This is a genomic window from Hymenobacter sp. YIM 151858-1 (assembly GCF_025979705.1).
Taxonomy (GTDB): Bacteria; Bacteroidota; Bacteroidia; order Cytophagales; family Hymenobacteraceae; genus Solirubrum.
In genome coordinates this window covers 2,529,156-2,543,738 of the sequence record NZ_CP110136.1, presented here as the reverse complement: position 1 = coordinate 2,543,738, position 14,583 = coordinate 2,529,156, and the positions used below count along the sequence as shown (strand labels likewise).

Sequence of the window (14,583 nt, the reverse complement as noted above, 5' to 3'; positions counted from 1 at the left end):
ATGCGTAGAGGACTGCCTTGGTGGGCTTACATCCTGATGATCTTCGGCTTTTACCTGCTCGGCTGGGTGCTGCACCTGGTAGGGCTGATTCCCAATCACTAGGCACCTGGGGTGCTTTGCACGGGTAGTAGGTGGCGGCGCCGCTGCTCGGGTGTGGGCTGCGCAAGGCCGCACTGTGCATACCGGGTTAAGCAATCATGGGTCCGTACCGGTTTGGTGTGGGTACCAGGGGGTGCGCGTGCGTTGTAGCCGGGGCACTGGCACTACCTGGGGCAGCGTGCCTGGTGGCCCTGGGTGCCCGCCGGCGCGCCGAATGCGTAGAGGGTAGCTCCACCATTGGTTTGGTATGGCTGCTACTTATCACATTGGTTGCTCCGGCTTTTCGTTTCGCGACTGGAAGGGCGTGTTTTACCCCGCGGAGGTGCCGCCCCGCAAGTGGTTTGAGTACTACTGCACCCAGTTCGATACGCTCGAGCTGAACGTGACCTTTTACCGCATGCCTGAGCCCGAGGCGTTTGAGGGCTGGTACCACCGCAGCCCCGCGCACTACCGCTTTGCCGTGAAGGCGCCGCGGGCCGTAACGCACTACAAAAAGTTTGGGCCGGAGGCACAGCCCATCTTGGCCGACTTCTACGGCACGGTGCAAGAGGGCTTGCAAGAGAAGCTGGGGCCGGTGCTGTTTCAGCTGCCCCCCAAAGCCGCCTATTCCGACGAGCTGCTGCAGCGCATCTTCGATAGCCTCGATCCGGCTTTCCGGAACGTGCTCGAGTTTCGGCACCCCTCGTGGTGGAGCGGCGAGGTGTTTCGGGAGCTGGCGCGCCGCAACATCAGCTTTTGCGGCCAAAGCCACCCGCAGCCGCTGCCCGACGAGGTGGTGGCCAACACGCCCTTGTTGTACTACCGCTTTCACGGCGTGCCCGAGCTTTACAAATCGGCCTACGACGAGGCCTTTCTGCAGCGCATTGCCGCAGAGGTGCGGGCGGCCAAACAGGCCAAAGAGGTGTACCTGTTTTTCAACAACGGCATTGGCGGCGTGGGCGCCCTGAACGCCCGGCAAATGCAGCAATTGCTGCAGGCTGCGCCGGCCGGCCAGCCCTAGGTGTGCGGTGCCGGCCTACAGGGTAGGGGCAGCGGTGGGCAGCGGGGCAATCTGGCGCAGTAGGTAAAACAGCATGTGGCCGATTTCTTGCAGCTGCGCGGGCTCCAGCACGCCGGCATCCTTGCTGAACGTGAGCTGCAGCGGAGCGTCGCCATCGGTGGCGGAGGGGCCGAGCGAAAGGCGGCACTCGTGGTACTTCAGGAGCGTGTCGTGGATATCGGGGTAGGCAAACAGGGTTTGCAGCGCGGCCGGGTCGTTGGTGCGGATGATGAAGGCGTCGTCGATGTCCGGCACGCCCAGCTCCACGTCTTCCATGCCCAGCAGCTTGCCCAGCTCGTGCAACAAGTCCTGCTCGTGCAGCACAAAGCGCAGCGCCACATGCTCGGGCACCGGGGCCGTGAGGGTCGTAAACTCGTAGCCGCCCTCAAAGCCGCCGCCCAGGTCGATGTCGATATCGAGCAAAAGCTGGTAGCCGCCTAGGTTCAGCTGGGCCGAATACTCGAGCAAGTCGGGCTCGCGGGCCATGTCGGCGGCAACCTGGCGCCAGAGTTCAGCTTCAGTGTTGGCAGAGAATACGCGGGGAGTTTCCATTGGAGCAGGCGGCAGGTTAGGGTGTGGCTACGCAAGCCGCCGAGGGGCGGCCCGCAGAGGAGCTTACTCACATTGGCTGCCGTGGGTTATGGCCCGCGCGGCACCTAGGGCTGCGGCTACCCGCACCGGGCCCTTACGTACAGCCCATGCACCGCCTTCCGCTACCCTTATGCCTACCTACCACATTGGCTGCTCCGGCTACCACTACCGCCACTGGCGCGGCCTGTTTTACCCCGAAAAGCTGCCCATGCGCCGCTGGTTCGAGTACTACGCCGCGCACTTTGCTACGCTCGAGCTGAACGTGACCTTCTACCGTTTTCCGCAGCTTTCGTTTCTGCAGAACTGGTACCAGATCAGCCCACCCGCGTTTGTGTTTGCCGTGAAAGCCCCGCGCCTGATTACCCACTACAAGCAGTTCAACGGGGTGGGCGAGCTGCTGCTCGATTTTTACGGCACCGCGCAGCAAGGCTTGCAGGAGAAGCTGGGCCCGGTGCTGTTTCAGCTGCCACCCAGGGCGGCCTACACCGCGGAGCGCCTGCAACGCATTCTCGATTACCTCGATCCGGCCTTCCAGAACGTGCTCGAGTTTCGGCACCCCAGCTGGTGGCAGCCGCAGGTGTACGCGGCCCTGGCCGAGCGCGGCGTGAGCTTTTGCGGCCAAAGCCACCCCGAGCTGCCCGATGCCGTGGTGGCTACCGGGCCGGTGCTGTACTACCGCTTTCATGGGGTGCCGCGGCTGTATCAGTCGCCCTACAGCCCGGCGTTTCTGCAGCGCGTGCAGGCCGGGGTTGCCGCTGCCCCGCAGGTGGAGCAGGCGTATCTGTACTTCAACAACGACATCGACGCCTCGGCCATTGCCGATGCCCGGCACCTGCAGGCCTTGTTGGCGTCGCACGCCTAGGTACCCCGTGCCCCTAACGGTTTCCGGAGGCATGCACCTAGGTACAACAAAACAGGCCAGCTGCGCAGCAGCTGGCCTGTTTTGTTTATGTGAGCGAACATTGCAGTACCCGGGCAACGAAAAAAGTAACCGGGATAAGTGGCCCTGTATACCGCCGGTGCCCGGAAAAGTTGTGCGGCTTGCAGGCCATGCGCCAATGGTATCACATCTTCATGTGATGCCCTCGGGCGCTTGCCGAGCTGGTGTCGGGCTGCGTGAAGTTGTATTTTGGGGCTTATTGCGTGAAGGAGGAACCCAGGCATCCTGGCCTCGGGTAAAAGCGGGAAGAGACCCACTGGTGGGTCGTGAGTACTCTCTTGCTGGACTTGATGGAGCTGCGCCAGGTAATGCGGCGCGGCCATTAACCAGTCGTTGGCGTTGGCCAGCACCTGCGCGTATGCACGTTCCTATGCTTTCCGATTTGCTGGTTATCCTGCTGCTTTCAGTGGGCGTAATCCTGCTCTTCAACCGCATCAAGCTGCCTTCCATCATTGGCTACCTCGTTACGGGCATGGTAGCGGGGCCGTATGCGCTGGCGCTGGTGCAGGCACCGGCCAAGGTCAATCAGTTGGCCGAGCTTGGCGTGATGCTGCTCATGTTCATCATCGGGCTCGAGTTTTCGTTGCACAGCCTCAGCCGCATGAAGCGCGCCGTGTTTTTGGGCGGCGCCCTGCAGGTGGGGCTTACCATCGCGGCCGTGTACGTGCTGGCCCGCGGCATGGGCAGCCCGCCGGCCACGGCCGTGTTCTGGGGTTTTCTGATTGCCCTGAGCAGCACGGCCATTGTGCTGAAGCTGCTGCAGGATCAGCTGCAGGTAGATTCGGTGCACGGGCAGGTGGTGCTGGCCATCCTGATTTTTCAGGACCTGATTGTGGTGCCCATGATGCTGCTGGTGCCCTTGCTGAGCGGCCAGATTACGGGCAGCCCCTGGCTTACGCTTAGCATCATGCTGGCCAAAATGCTGGGCGTGCTGCTGCTGGTGGTGGTGGGGGCCAAGTTTCTGATGCCCCGGCTTTTGCTGCTGGTGGCCCGCACGCGCAGCCGCGAGCTGTTTCTGCTCACCATTATCGGCACCTGCATCGGGGTGGCCTGGCTTACCGCCGAGGCCGGATTATCGATGGCGCTGGGCGCTTTTCTGGCCGGGCTTATCATTTCGGAGTCGGAGTACAGCTACGAGGCCGTAAGCAACGTGATGCCCTTCCGCGAGATATTTGCCAGCTTCTTCTTCGTGTCCATCGGCATGCTGTTCGATGTGCACGTGCTGCTCGAGCATCCCCTGCGTATTCTGGTGCTTACGGTGGGCGTCATGTCGCTGAAGGTGCTGCTCACGCCCGCGGCAGCGGCTTTTTTGCGCGTGCCGGTGCGCGCGGTGCTGCTGGCCGGCTTGGCACTGTGCCAGGTAGGCGAGTTTTCGTTTATTCTGTCGTTGGCAGGCCTGGAGGCAGGGCTCATCAGCCACGAAAGCTACCAGCTGTTTTTGGCTATTTCCATCCTTACCATGTGCCTCACGCCGGTGGTAATGCTGGTTGCCGAGCCCGTGGTATCGCGCATGATGCGTATGCCCTTGCCCGAAGTGGTGAAGGATTACCTGCACCCCGAGCCCACCGAGGCCGAGCCCACTACCTCCCTAGGTGAAAACGTGCTCGAAAACCACCTAGTGGTCATCGGCTACGGGCTGAACGGCCGCAACCTGGTGCGCGCCGCCAAGCACGCCCACATTCCCTACGTCATCATCGACACCGACGCCGACACCGTGCACCGGCAGCTGAAGCGCGGCGAGCCGATTTTGTTTGGCGACGCTACCCACGCCCACGTGCTCGAACACGCGCACATTCAGCGCGCCCGGGTGGTAGTAATTGCCATATCCGACCCGGCCGGCAGCCTGCGCGTGGTGGCCGCCGTGCGGCGCCTCAACCCCGAAGCCTGCATTATCGTGCGTAGCCTGTACCTATACGAGCGCAAAGAGCTGTACCAGCTGGGGGCTACCGAGGTAATTGCCGAAGAGATGGAAACTTCCATCGAGATACTGGCGCGCGTGCTGGCCCGCTACCTGGTGCCCCTGCACGAGATTGATGCCCTGATCCGGCAATTGCGCGGCGGCAACATCGTGCGCAGCCGCTCGCTTACCGATCTGGAGTGGTCGGGCATGCACGTGGGGCTGGCCGGCCTGGAGCTGGCCACCGTGCCCGTGCCCGACCAGGCCGCGCTGGTGGGCAAAACCCTGTCCGAATCGGAAATGCGCCAGCATTACGGCGTAAACCTGCTGGCTATCCGGCGCAACGGGCATATGCTCAATGATATGTGCCCCGATACCGTCATCCACGGCCACGATACGCTGTACGTATTCGGCAAGCCCGACCAGGTGGAGCGCCTGGCCCACGAGCTGCAGCCCGAAGAGGAATTTGCTTGAGGCCCACTCCCTGCCGCCCAATGGGCGGAGCGCACCTAGGCAGCTCCTAGGTCAGCGTCGTATCAATCTCGATGCCACCCGCCAGGGCCTTGTGCACGGGGCAGGCGTTGGCCACCTGCAGCAACCGTTGGCGCTGCTGGTCGGAAAGATTACCCAGCAGCTGCACCCGGCGCGTGAGGCGGTGCACCACGTGGTCGGGGCCCCGCTCAAAGCCTACCGTAGTCAGCGCCTGCTCAAGTGGCCAGCCTTTGCGGTCGGCGTACATGCGCAGGGTGATACACGTGCAGGCGCTCAGCGACGAAGCCAGCAACTCGGCCGGTGTCAGGCCCATGTTCTGCCCTCCCTGCGCCAAGGGCTCGTCCGAGAGCAGTGCGTGGCCGCTGTCGGAGGTAAGGTCCGTCACGTAAGGGTCGGTGGCAATACGCCCGCTGATGCTAGGCATGGCAGAGGTGGTAACAATGAAAGAAACAGCACTTGGCAAACTGGGTCGGGCCGATCATACGACGCTCAATATCAGTGCATCGGCATTTGCGCCAGCGCTCAGCTGAGAAGGCAATTTTCATACGCCAAAACCGCCGCTCTGGTGCCGCGGGCGGCCATGGTGGTTGCGGCATCGGCTTAGGCCCCCAAAGCGCATACCGCCTTGCCAAACTGCGTAAAACACAAACGCCCGACCTGCAAGGTCGGGCGTTTGTGTTTCCGGTGGCAGCGCGGGGTATTAGTTAGCCGCCGCGGTGGTGGGGTTCTTCACGTACTTGTCGAGCCACGCGTTCATCTCCCACAGCATGTGCATGATGTTTTCGCGGGCGGCGTAGCCGTGCGACTCAAAGGGCAGCACGACGTAGCGCGTGGTAGCGCCGTGGCCTTTCAGGGCCGAGTAAAAACGCTCGCTCTGAATGGGGAACGTACCCGAGTTGTTGTCCAGCTCGCCGTGGATCAGCAAAATCGGCGTCTTAATCTTGTTGGCGTAGTTGAACGGCGACATCGCGTTGTACACCTCCGGAGCCTGCCAGAACGTGCGTTCCTCGCCCTGGAAGCCGAACGGCGTGAGGGTGCGGTTGTAGGCGCCGCTGCGCGCAATACCCGCCCGGAACAGGTTGGAGTGCGCCAGCAGGTTGGCCGTCATGAAAGCGCCGTACGAGTGGCCCATTACGGCCACGCGGTTCGGATCGACCACGCCCATGCGCTTGCCTTCGTCGATGGCAGCCTTGGCGCTGCTAACCAGCTGCTCGATGTACGTGTCGTTGGGCTGTTTGTCGCCCTCGCCCACAATCGGAATGCTGGCACCCTGCAGCACGGCGTACCCTTGGGTTACCCAGAAGATGGGCGAACCGTAGCCGATGCGCGTGAAGGTGTACGGCGACCCCGACACCTGGCCGGCGTTCTTCTTGTCCTTGAACTCCACCGGGTAGGCTTCCATCAGCGTGGGCAGCGGGCCGTCGGTGGGTTTGTAGTTGAGGGGCAGGTACAGGTTGGCGGTCAGCTCCACGCCATCGGCGCGCTTGTAGCGGAGCACCTGCTTTTTAAAGGAGCCACCGAAAGCCGCGTAGGGGTTCGGAAACTTGGTAAGAGCCGTGAGCTTGCCGCCGCGGGTATCGCGCACGTAGTAGTTGGGCGCTTGGTCGACGGCTTCGCGGCGGGTAACGATGCGGCGCTTTTCGGGGTCGAGAATGGCCAGCGGCACCTCGTAGTAAGGAGCCTCCGAACGCCACCAGCGGGTGGTTTTCTTGGTGGCCAGGTCAAACTCGTCTACAAACGGACGGTCGCCCTCGGGCGAGGCACCCAGGCCGGTAAAGTAGATGGTTTTGTTGGCGACATCGGTAAGCAGCACCGGCTGGCCCTGCGCGTTGCGCTTGGTGTAGGCGGTGCCGGGGTCGGTGTACTTATCCTGCGACGAACGCTCGTACAGCACGGCCAGCGAGGGCAGGGCGCCCGGCGTCACGCGCCAGGTAATTTCCTTGCGGTCGGCCCAGCGGCTGCCGTATACCAGCGCCACCGAGTTGTTGCCCCAGGTTACGCCGTCGTAGCGCAGGGGCAGGGCGGCAAATTCTTCGGCCTGGCCGGTAAAAGGCGCGGGCAGGGTAAATACCTTGTCGCGAATGGCGGCTTCGGTTTTGGGGTTGCCGCCGTCCTGGGCTTCGGCCCAGTACAGGGTGGCGGGCACATCGGCGCGCCAGCCGTGGCCGCGCTGGCCGGTGGGCACCGCATCAAAAGCCGTGGGCACGTTGTCGGCCAGGGGCAGGTCGGCAAGCATTTTAACCGGGTCGCCGGTGGCCAGGTCGTACACCTCCACTTTCAGCGGAAAGCTGCTGATGGGCAGGTTGTAGGAGTAGGGCCGGTGGCGGGTTTTTACCAGAATGTACTTGCCGTTGGGCGAAGGCACCGCCGACTGAATAAGGCCGGGCTGGCTGATGGGTTGCAGCTTGCCCTCGAGCGTTACGCGCACCATTTGCGAGGTAGCGTAGTGCTCGAACAGGCGCTCATCGGTAGGGTTGCGGAGCAAGTCCTGGTAGGTGCGGGCACCGGCGGCCTTGCCGTTGTTTTCCTGCACGGCGGGGCCGGTAGGGGCGGCGGTAGCGCTGGGCGCTGCGCCGCGGCCGGCCACCAGCGCGCGTACGATGAGGGTTTGGTTATCGGAAACCCACTCGTAGGGTGTGCCCAGCGTGGCGTTGAGCGTGATGCCGGGTACGCGGCGGGCCGCGAAGGTGTTTACGTCAACCACCCACAGCTCGATGCGGCCTTCGGCACCGCTGCCGGTGGTGTGGCAAAACGCGAGCTTGCTGTTGTCGGGCGACCAGCTTACGTCGCTGATGCGGGCCTGGGTGGGCAGGTTCAGCACGCCCATGTCCTTGCCGTCTTCGAGGCGGCGCAGCATCAGGCCGGTGGAGTAGCTGATGCGGCTGGGGCCGTTGGTGCGCGGGTTGATGCGCAGGCCGGCCAGGCGCAGCTCGGGCTGCGAGAGGTCGGCAATCGAGGGCATATCCTGCACGGCCAGCATGGCCATCCACTTACCGTCGGACGATAGGCTGATGCGGGGCGTTACGGGCGCCTCAACGATATCGGCAATGGCCCGGGGCGGCGTCTGATACGCAACGTTTTGAGCCTGTGCAACGGCTGCCAAACTCAAAAAGCCTGCGAGTAAAAAGTGTTTCATGTAGCAATTGGTGCAGCTAAGGCGGCGTATTAGCTACGAAGATACTATCCAAACTCGCAGTTTTGCCAACAACCACTCGGCAAAAGCATGAATTATAGTTTGTTAAATTGCCAGGAGCGAGCCTTTTAGCTACGATTAGCAGCCGTTCAATATGAGAAAAGCACCATTCGGATAATTGTGCGGCGGCGTGTGGCCGCGCTGCGGGCGCGGTTCGGGTTTGGCCCTAGGTGCGCTGCCGGAATGGCGGCCCTGCCAGCGCGGCCCGGCACGGGAAGAATTTTATTTATAGCGCAAAGCCTATTTTAAATCCGGCGGGCAGGTAAAAGCCCTGGTAAGCGTAGTCGAGCAGGCCGGTGCGGTAGCGGCTTTCCGGAAAGGCCGAGCTGAATTGGGTGTTGCGGTACCCGATGCCCAGGTAAAAATCCAAGTACACGCGCCCTAGGTCGAGGGGGCTCTGGTAGCCCAGCACGGCCGTGGCCCCGTAGCGCCGAATGGTTTCCGTGTAGTCGATGGGGCCGTACTGGTAGTAGGTAAGGCCGTCGTTGGCGAGGAGCTGCTGCCAGCCGTTGGCTTTAAACTGCATTTCGAGCCGCTGGTACTGCGGGCCGTAGGCAACGTAAAAGCCGGCCATGGCGGCATCGGTGTTCGGGACGAGGTAGGCGCGGTGCAGCAGCTCCAGGCCCCAGCCGCGCAGGCGTTCGTCGGGCTGGGTTTCTTGGTCGGAGGTGAGCTGGGTTACGCGCCCGTGGTACAGCTGCGGCGTAAGGCCGAGGCTGTGCTTGGGGTGGCCGGGCAGCTGCTTTTCGAGCTCCAGCTGGTAGCTGCGGGCCAGCGGCTGAAACGCGTTCAGCTTCAGCAGCGCTGTGCGGGGGCGCGCAGGTGCCTGCGGCGCCTGGCCCGCGGCCGGCAAGCTCATCAGCAGCCACAGGGCGCCTAGGGCGCAGCGGCCGGCAACAGGGCGAGGAGGCAGGGGCGGCAGCAGCATCAGGGGCGGGCAACGGGCAGCATGCTGAGCTGCGTGAGCGTGTTGTTGCCGCGCCGGTATTGGTACAGCCCATCGGCCCCGACGACCAGCAGCATATCCTGGTTCGGAATCACATCGAACGCCTCGATGCGGTGGTGCTCGCGCTGCGTGAGCGTGGGCGCGCGGCGCAGGTCAAACACCTTCAGGCCGTCGTCGCACACGTACAGCTGCGTCGAGTCGGCACCCAGGCCGTAGGGCTTGGTCATGGGGTAAATCTGGGCCAGGCGCGGCTGCTGCAGGTTTTGCAGATCCACGACCTGCAGCTGGTTTACCCCGCCGCCGCACGCCCGGCCCTGCCGCAGCGTAAGGTAGGCGTAGCGCCCCTGCACCACCACCGGGTCGCAGCTCACCACGTGCTGAAAGTAGCTGAGCTGCCTGGGGTTTTGCGGGTTGCTGGCATCGAAGATGAACATGCCCTGTTGCGTACCGATGAACAGGTAAGGTTCCTTCGGGAAGATGGTTTCGATGCCCACGCCCAGGTTGGTGACGCGCACGGCCGAGGCGTTGGCGGGGTTGCTGAGGTCGAACACGCGCAGGCTGTGCTCGTCGATGGTATAGAGCGTGTTGCCCATGATGGCAAAGCGCGCCATCGAGCCGCCCTGGCCTACATCGGCGCCGCGCGGACCGCTATCCGCCGCATCGGCGGCGCAGCCACCCAGCCCCAGCAGCAGACCAAGCAGCAAAACACCTAGGCCGCTAAGGCCCGAAAAGTATGTGAGCTTCATGGGGCTACGGATTTACTTTTTGCCAGCCTACCACAATGGCGTCGGTGGGGCGGTTTTCGGGGCGGTACTCGGGCTCGATGCTGGCCGGCTCGGGCGGGGCCAGCTCCGGAAACGCGTTGCGGGTGCGGCCCACCACGCGCGCAGCGGTGGGGTCGGCCAGGTCGACGATAACCAAATCCACCGCGTTGTCGGCGTACAGCAAGGAGCCGCGCATGGCCACGTCGATGTTGCCCGGAATGCGCAAAAAGCCCGCGTTGCGGGGCTTGGCCGGGTCGTGGTTGTCGATGATATGGATGCCTTCGTACCGCTCGTTGATGAACACGTAGCTGCCCTTGAGGTAAATTTTGCCGGTGTTGCGCATGGGCCGGGCCGGCACCAGGGCCACCGACTGCTCCAGCGTGGCCCGCGCCATCAGGAGCGGGCGGTAGGGCGGCAGCGCGGGGCGTTCGTCGATATCGATAAAGCACCCCGGAAGGCCTAGGAGCAAGCCCGCGGCAAGGAGCGTGGCGTAAAGTTGGCGCATGTGGTAAAGCGTTGGCCCGTAAGCCCGTACTCGGCTGAAACCAAGCCACGGGCTTAGGCAAGAGCCGGCAAACCGCCCGATGGTTGCAAGTGCCCGGTCCAAAATTGGGCGGCCTCACCTAGGGCAGGCGCCAGGCCACGCCCTCGCGCGGCACCGCAAACGCCGAATCGGGCACTTGTTGCGCTTTCAGGGCCTGTCGCAAATCGGTTACGGGTTCGGTCAGGCCGTCGTCGGCCATCTGAAAGGTGCCGAAGTGAGTGGCCACGCTTTGGGCGGCGCCTAGGTCGCGGTGGGCCTGCACGGCCTGGGCCGGCGACATATGAATGGGCTCCATAAACCACTGCGGCTTGTAGGCACCAACGGGCAGGATGGCCAGCCGGATGGGGCCCTCGCGGCGGGCAATTTCCTGCAGAAAAGGGCCGTAGCCCGTGTCGCCGGCGTAGTAGAGCTTGCCGGCCTGGGTGCGCAGCACCCAGCCGGCCCACAACGTGGCGTTGCGGTCGGAGAGGCCACGGCCCGAAAAGTGCTGCGCGGGTACGCACACGGCCTGCACCGTTTTGCCTAGGTCGTGCTGCTGCCACCAATCCAGCTCGGCGGCGTTGGCAATGCCCTCCTGGTCGAGCAGCTTCTTTACACCTAGGGGCACCAGCATCAGCGGCTTATCGCGCTCGGCGAGGCGCTGCAGCGTGGGCAGGTCGAGGTGGTCGTAGTGGTTGTGGCTGATGACGACGGCATCGATGCGCGGCAGCTCCTCGAAACGCAGGCCGGGCGGGCGCATGCGCTTGGGGCCAATCCAGCTAAAGGGGCTGCACCGCTCGCTCCAGATGGGGTCGGTAAGAATGTTCAGCCCGTCGACCTGCAGCAAAAACGTGCCGTGGCCCACGAACGTGAGGCGGACTTCGCCGGCGGCTACCTGCCGCGCCGGGGGCGGGCCCACAAAGGCGTTGGGCTGCTCGGGCCACGCGTCCTTGTCGCGGTTGAGCAGCCATTTCAGCACCCCGCCAAAGCCCTTTTCCTCTACGGGCGGCTGATTGACGAACTCCTTGCCGTTGAAGTGCTCGGAGCGCGGGCCCCGGTAGCGCGGTGCCGACAACGAACAGCCCACCAACACGGCGCCCGTGGCCAACATGAGCACTGCGGCTAACAAAGGCAACCAAATGCGGCGGGAACGGGCCATAACAAAGCTGAATAGATAAACCGGACGACAATTTGCCAGATACTACCCGGGCGCCCGGACAAATGTTTGCCGGGAGGCCAACCACCAAAGGGCCCAAAAACGATAAGCCCCTCCGTGGTAGCGGAGGGGCTTGTACGGCACTGTGATTCATCACAAGTTGGCGTAATTCCGGCAGCGCCCGGCCGGTAAGTAAGGTATGGGGCGCTTAGTTTCGGTAGCGGTTTAAGTGAGCGAGTGGATAGCAATACATCGGTTTGGTGCTTGCAAAGTAAGCTGCCAACTAGGGGGCGCCGCAATCCGTGTCGGCACGGGTTTTTTGCGCAACCTCCGATGTGGCTAGCACGTAGACGCGCGCCCGAAAAGGCCAAAACTACCCCTAAAGTGCTATTTACGGTTTAGTGCACGATGCGGCGCGAAGCCAATAGCTGCCCCGCCGGGCTGCGCACCTGCAGAAAATACACGCCGTGGGCCAGCCGCTTCAGATCGAGCGCCGCCACCGGCCCGTGGCCTAGCTGCGCGTGCACCTCCTGGCCCAGGGCATTGGTCAGGTGCAGGGTGCAGGTACCTAGGGCGGATGGCAGCGTTACCAAGAGCTGCTCGGCCGCCGGCTGCGGGTAAGCGGTTATGCCGGCAGGGGCGGCGTCGGCGCGCACCGCCAGCGGGCGGCACTGCATGGCTGCCATCAGGCGCCGCCACAGCTCTGCATCAAACGACGATACGGCCAGCTTGGAGGCCCCGGCCGATTGGCCTTGGCGCACCACCACCAGCCCCAGGCTCGGCACCACGTAAATCTTCTGGTCGTTTTTACCTAGGGCGGCAATCATGTCGGCCGGGGCGGTGGGCACCATCGGGCCGCTGAACACCAGCTGCGAGGTGGGCAGCATATAGGACGCCTGCCCGTTGAGCCACCACAAGTAGCCGTAGGCGCGGTTGTGCGGCTGCGCGGGCGTGGTCATGGCCTGGTAGTAAGTGGCGTCGGTCAGGATAGGTGTTTGTTCCCAGGTGCCGCGGTTCAGCATCAGCAGGCCAAAGCGGGCCATGTCGCGGGCGCGGCTGTAGTACACGCCGTTGACCCACGCGCCGCTCATGCCAATGCGCGCGGCCAGGCGTTGGTTGGTGTACTGGTTGATGCTGAGGCCGCTGGCCCGGGCAATCACATCGAGCAGCAGGCGGTAAGGGCCCGTGTGGTAGGCCCAGCGCGTGCCCGCGTCGGCGAGGTAGCGCAGGCAGCCGGGCGCGGTGCTTTCGTTGTCGCAGGGTGGGGGCGGGGTATCGTCGAGGCCGGTGGTCATGCTCAGCTGATGCCGCACCGTAATGAGCCGCTCCTTGGCCGCCGGCGCCCCCGACCAGCCCCGCCCCAGGTGCCGGGAGGTGCTATCGGCGAGGCTGAGCAGGCCATCCTGCTGCGCGATGCCCACGAGCGCGGCCGTAAGCGACTTGCCCGCCGAGGCCCAGTACCACACCGAGTCGCGGGTGTAGGTGCCGTAGTACTGCTCCACCACCATGCGGCCGTCCTTCAGCACGATAAACGACTTGGTGCGCTTGCTGGCCAGGTAGTTCAGCAAGGTATCGAGCTGCGGCTGGCACCAGCCCAGGCTTTGCGGCGAAGTGGTGGCCCAGGTGGTACCGGAGTTGGGCGGAAAGTAGAGCGCATTTTGGGCTGCAAGTGGCAAAGCCCCTGCGAACAGCAGGAGAAGCATCCCCAGGCGTAGACATGCAAACATAGTAAGTAGCTAATGTAGATGCTTCGATGCCAACCCCCCGCGATGGTTTAGCTGGCGGCAACAATAATTGTAGCCGCCGGAAAACTATTGGTGCTGATAGCCAGATATGCAGAAAATATTGCTTGCTATTTAATTGTGCACAATGTAATGTTGCGGCGTCAGTCAACTATAGCGAGGCAACCACATGAGCGAATCGGCTAAGCCCACCCCAAGCGAGCTGCTGAAGCTGGACAACCAGCTGTGCTTTCCGCTCTATGCCGTGTCGCGGTTGTTCACGAAGGCCTACCAGCCGCTGCTGCAAGAGCTCGACCTGACCTACCCGCAGTATTTGGTGCTGCTGCTGCTCTGGGAGCACCAGGAGCTGACAGTGAAGGCCTTAGGCGAGAAGCTGCTGCTCGACTCAGGCACCCTCACGCCCCTGCTCAAGCGCATGGAGCAGCGCCAATTGGTAAGCCGCCGCCGCGACCCCCGCGACGAACGCTCCGTGATTATTGCCTTGGCGCCGGCCGGCCAGCAGCTGCAACACCGCGCCGAGTGCATCCCCGAAGCCCTGTTGGCCAAGCTGCAGCTCAGCCCCGATGAGTTTAACCAGCTGCGCACGCAGCTCAACCGTTTGTTAACCCAGCTTTCGTAACCCCGCGAAGGCTTCATTCCTTTAGTTTGCGATGAAAATCGAGAAAGTGTACACGGCGCAAGCCCACGTAAAAGGCGGCCGCAACGGCCAGGTAAGCAGCCAGGACAACGCCCTGAACCTCGAGCTCAGCACGCCCAAAGCCATGGGCGGCGCGGGCAAAGAAGGCGCCACCAACCCCGAGCAGCTGTTTGCCGCTGGCTACGCCGCCTGCTTCGAGGGTGCCCTGGGTGTGGCCGCCCGCCAGGCCAAAGTGGCCCTGCAAGGCGTAACCATCGAGAGCTTCGTGCACTTCGGCAAGGCCGAAGACGGCGGCTTTGGCATTGCAGCCGATCTGCACGTGAACATCCCCGGCGTGGAGCAGGCCCAGGCCGAAGAGCTGGTAGCTCAGGCGCACCAGATTTGCCCCTACTCGCGTGCTACCCGCGGCAACATCGAGGTGAACCTACACACCACCACGAACTAAGGATTAAGGAGGAATGAGGAAGGACGAATAGGCGGCCCCAGCGGCGCCTAGGTGCGCCCACAACGGGCCGGCACGGGCAGGCGGCGCTGCTTGCCACCGCCGCCCCCGGATTGCGTAGT

General features: G+C 63.5%; 13 protein-coding genes. 5 read left to right on the top strand and 8 right to left on the bottom strand.

Annotated features, from left to right (window positions below):
- Positions 1-346 precede the first annotated feature (346 nt).
- Positions 347-1,099: a DUF72 domain-containing protein gene (locus OIS50_RS11320; protein ID WP_264690753.1), complete on the top strand. Its 753-nt coding sequence runs from the start codon at positions 347-349 to the stop codon at positions 1,097-1,099.
- 15 nt (positions 1,100-1,114) lie between these two features.
- On the opposite strand, the gene OIS50_RS11315 is transcribed toward OIS50_RS11320, so the two are convergent.
- Positions 1,115-1,690, bottom strand: a complete 576-nt coding sequence (locus tag OIS50_RS11315; protein ID WP_264690752.1) for a hypothetical protein — start codon at positions 1,688-1,690, stop codon at positions 1,115-1,117.
- 169 nt (positions 1,691-1,859) lie between these two features.
- Between OIS50_RS11315 and OIS50_RS11310 the strand changes: the two genes are divergently transcribed.
- Positions 1,860-2,591: a DUF72 domain-containing protein gene (locus OIS50_RS11310; RefSeq protein WP_264690751.1), complete on the top strand. Its 732-nt coding sequence runs from the start codon at positions 1,860-1,862 to the stop codon at positions 2,589-2,591.
- A gap of 436 nt (positions 2,592-3,027) precedes the next feature.
- Complete coding sequence (locus OIS50_RS11305; RefSeq protein ID WP_264690750.1) at positions 3,028-5,040, top strand: monovalent cation:proton antiporter family protein; 2,013 nt, start codon at positions 3,028-3,030, stop codon at positions 5,038-5,040.
- 46 nt (positions 5,041-5,086) lie between these two features.
- Here the strand turns inward: OIS50_RS11305 and OIS50_RS11300 are convergent, their stop codons facing one another.
- The 7 genes from OIS50_RS11300 to OIS50_RS11270 all read right to left on the bottom strand — a co-directional run bounded on the left by OIS50_RS11300 (position 5,087) and on the right by OIS50_RS11270 (position 13,343).
- Complete coding sequence (locus OIS50_RS11300; protein WP_264690749.1) at positions 5,087-5,482, bottom strand: OsmC family protein; 396 nt, start codon at positions 5,480-5,482, stop codon at positions 5,087-5,089.
- Between the two features lie 276 nt (positions 5,483-5,758).
- A complete protein-coding gene (locus OIS50_RS11295) occupies positions 5,759-8,194 on the bottom strand; it encodes a S9 family peptidase (protein ID WP_264690748.1) in 2,436 nt (811 codons plus the stop codon).
- Positions 8,195-8,477: 283 nt separating this feature from the next.
- The gene (locus OIS50_RS11290; protein WP_264690747.1) at positions 8,478-9,179 is read right to left on the bottom strand and encodes a hypothetical protein; all 702 of its coding nucleotides are present in this window, start codon (positions 9,177-9,179) and stop codon (positions 8,478-8,480) included.
- Positions 9,179-9,943 (bottom strand): LVIVD repeat-containing protein, encoded by a 765-nt coding sequence (locus OIS50_RS11285; RefSeq protein WP_264690746.1) that lies wholly within the window; start codon positions 9,941-9,943, stop codon positions 9,179-9,181. The genes OIS50_RS11290 and OIS50_RS11285 overlap by 1 nt, the downstream gene beginning before the upstream one ends.
- A gap of 4 nt (positions 9,944-9,947) precedes the next feature.
- Entirely contained in the window at positions 9,948-10,466 is a 519-nt protein-coding gene (locus OIS50_RS11280; RefSeq protein WP_264690745.1) for an LVIVD repeat-containing protein, read from the bottom strand.
- Between the two features lie 118 nt (positions 10,467-10,584).
- Entirely contained in the window at positions 10,585-11,643 is a 1,059-nt protein-coding gene (locus tag OIS50_RS11275; protein WP_264690744.1) for an MBL fold metallo-hydrolase, read from the bottom strand.
- A 395-nt stretch (positions 11,644-12,038) separates the two neighbouring features.
- Positions 12,039-13,343, bottom strand: coding sequence for a serine hydrolase (locus OIS50_RS11270; protein WP_264690743.1), 1,305 nt, complete (start codon positions 13,341-13,343; stop codon positions 12,039-12,041).
- 208 nt (positions 13,344-13,551) lie between these two features.
- Between OIS50_RS11270 and OIS50_RS11265 the strand changes: the two genes are divergently transcribed.
- Both OIS50_RS11265 and OIS50_RS11260 read left to right on the top strand, forming a co-directional pair.
- A complete protein-coding gene (locus tag OIS50_RS11265; protein ID WP_264690742.1) occupies positions 13,552-14,001 on the top strand; it encodes a MarR family winged helix-turn-helix transcriptional regulator in 450 nt (149 codons plus the stop codon).
- A gap of 31 nt (positions 14,002-14,032) precedes the next feature.
- Positions 14,033-14,464 carry an organic hydroperoxide resistance protein gene (locus tag OIS50_RS11260; RefSeq protein WP_264690741.1) on the top strand — a complete coding sequence of 144 codons (432 nt, stop codon included), beginning with the start codon at positions 14,033-14,035 and terminating at the stop codon, positions 14,462-14,464.
- Positions 14,465-14,583 lie beyond the last annotated feature (119 nt).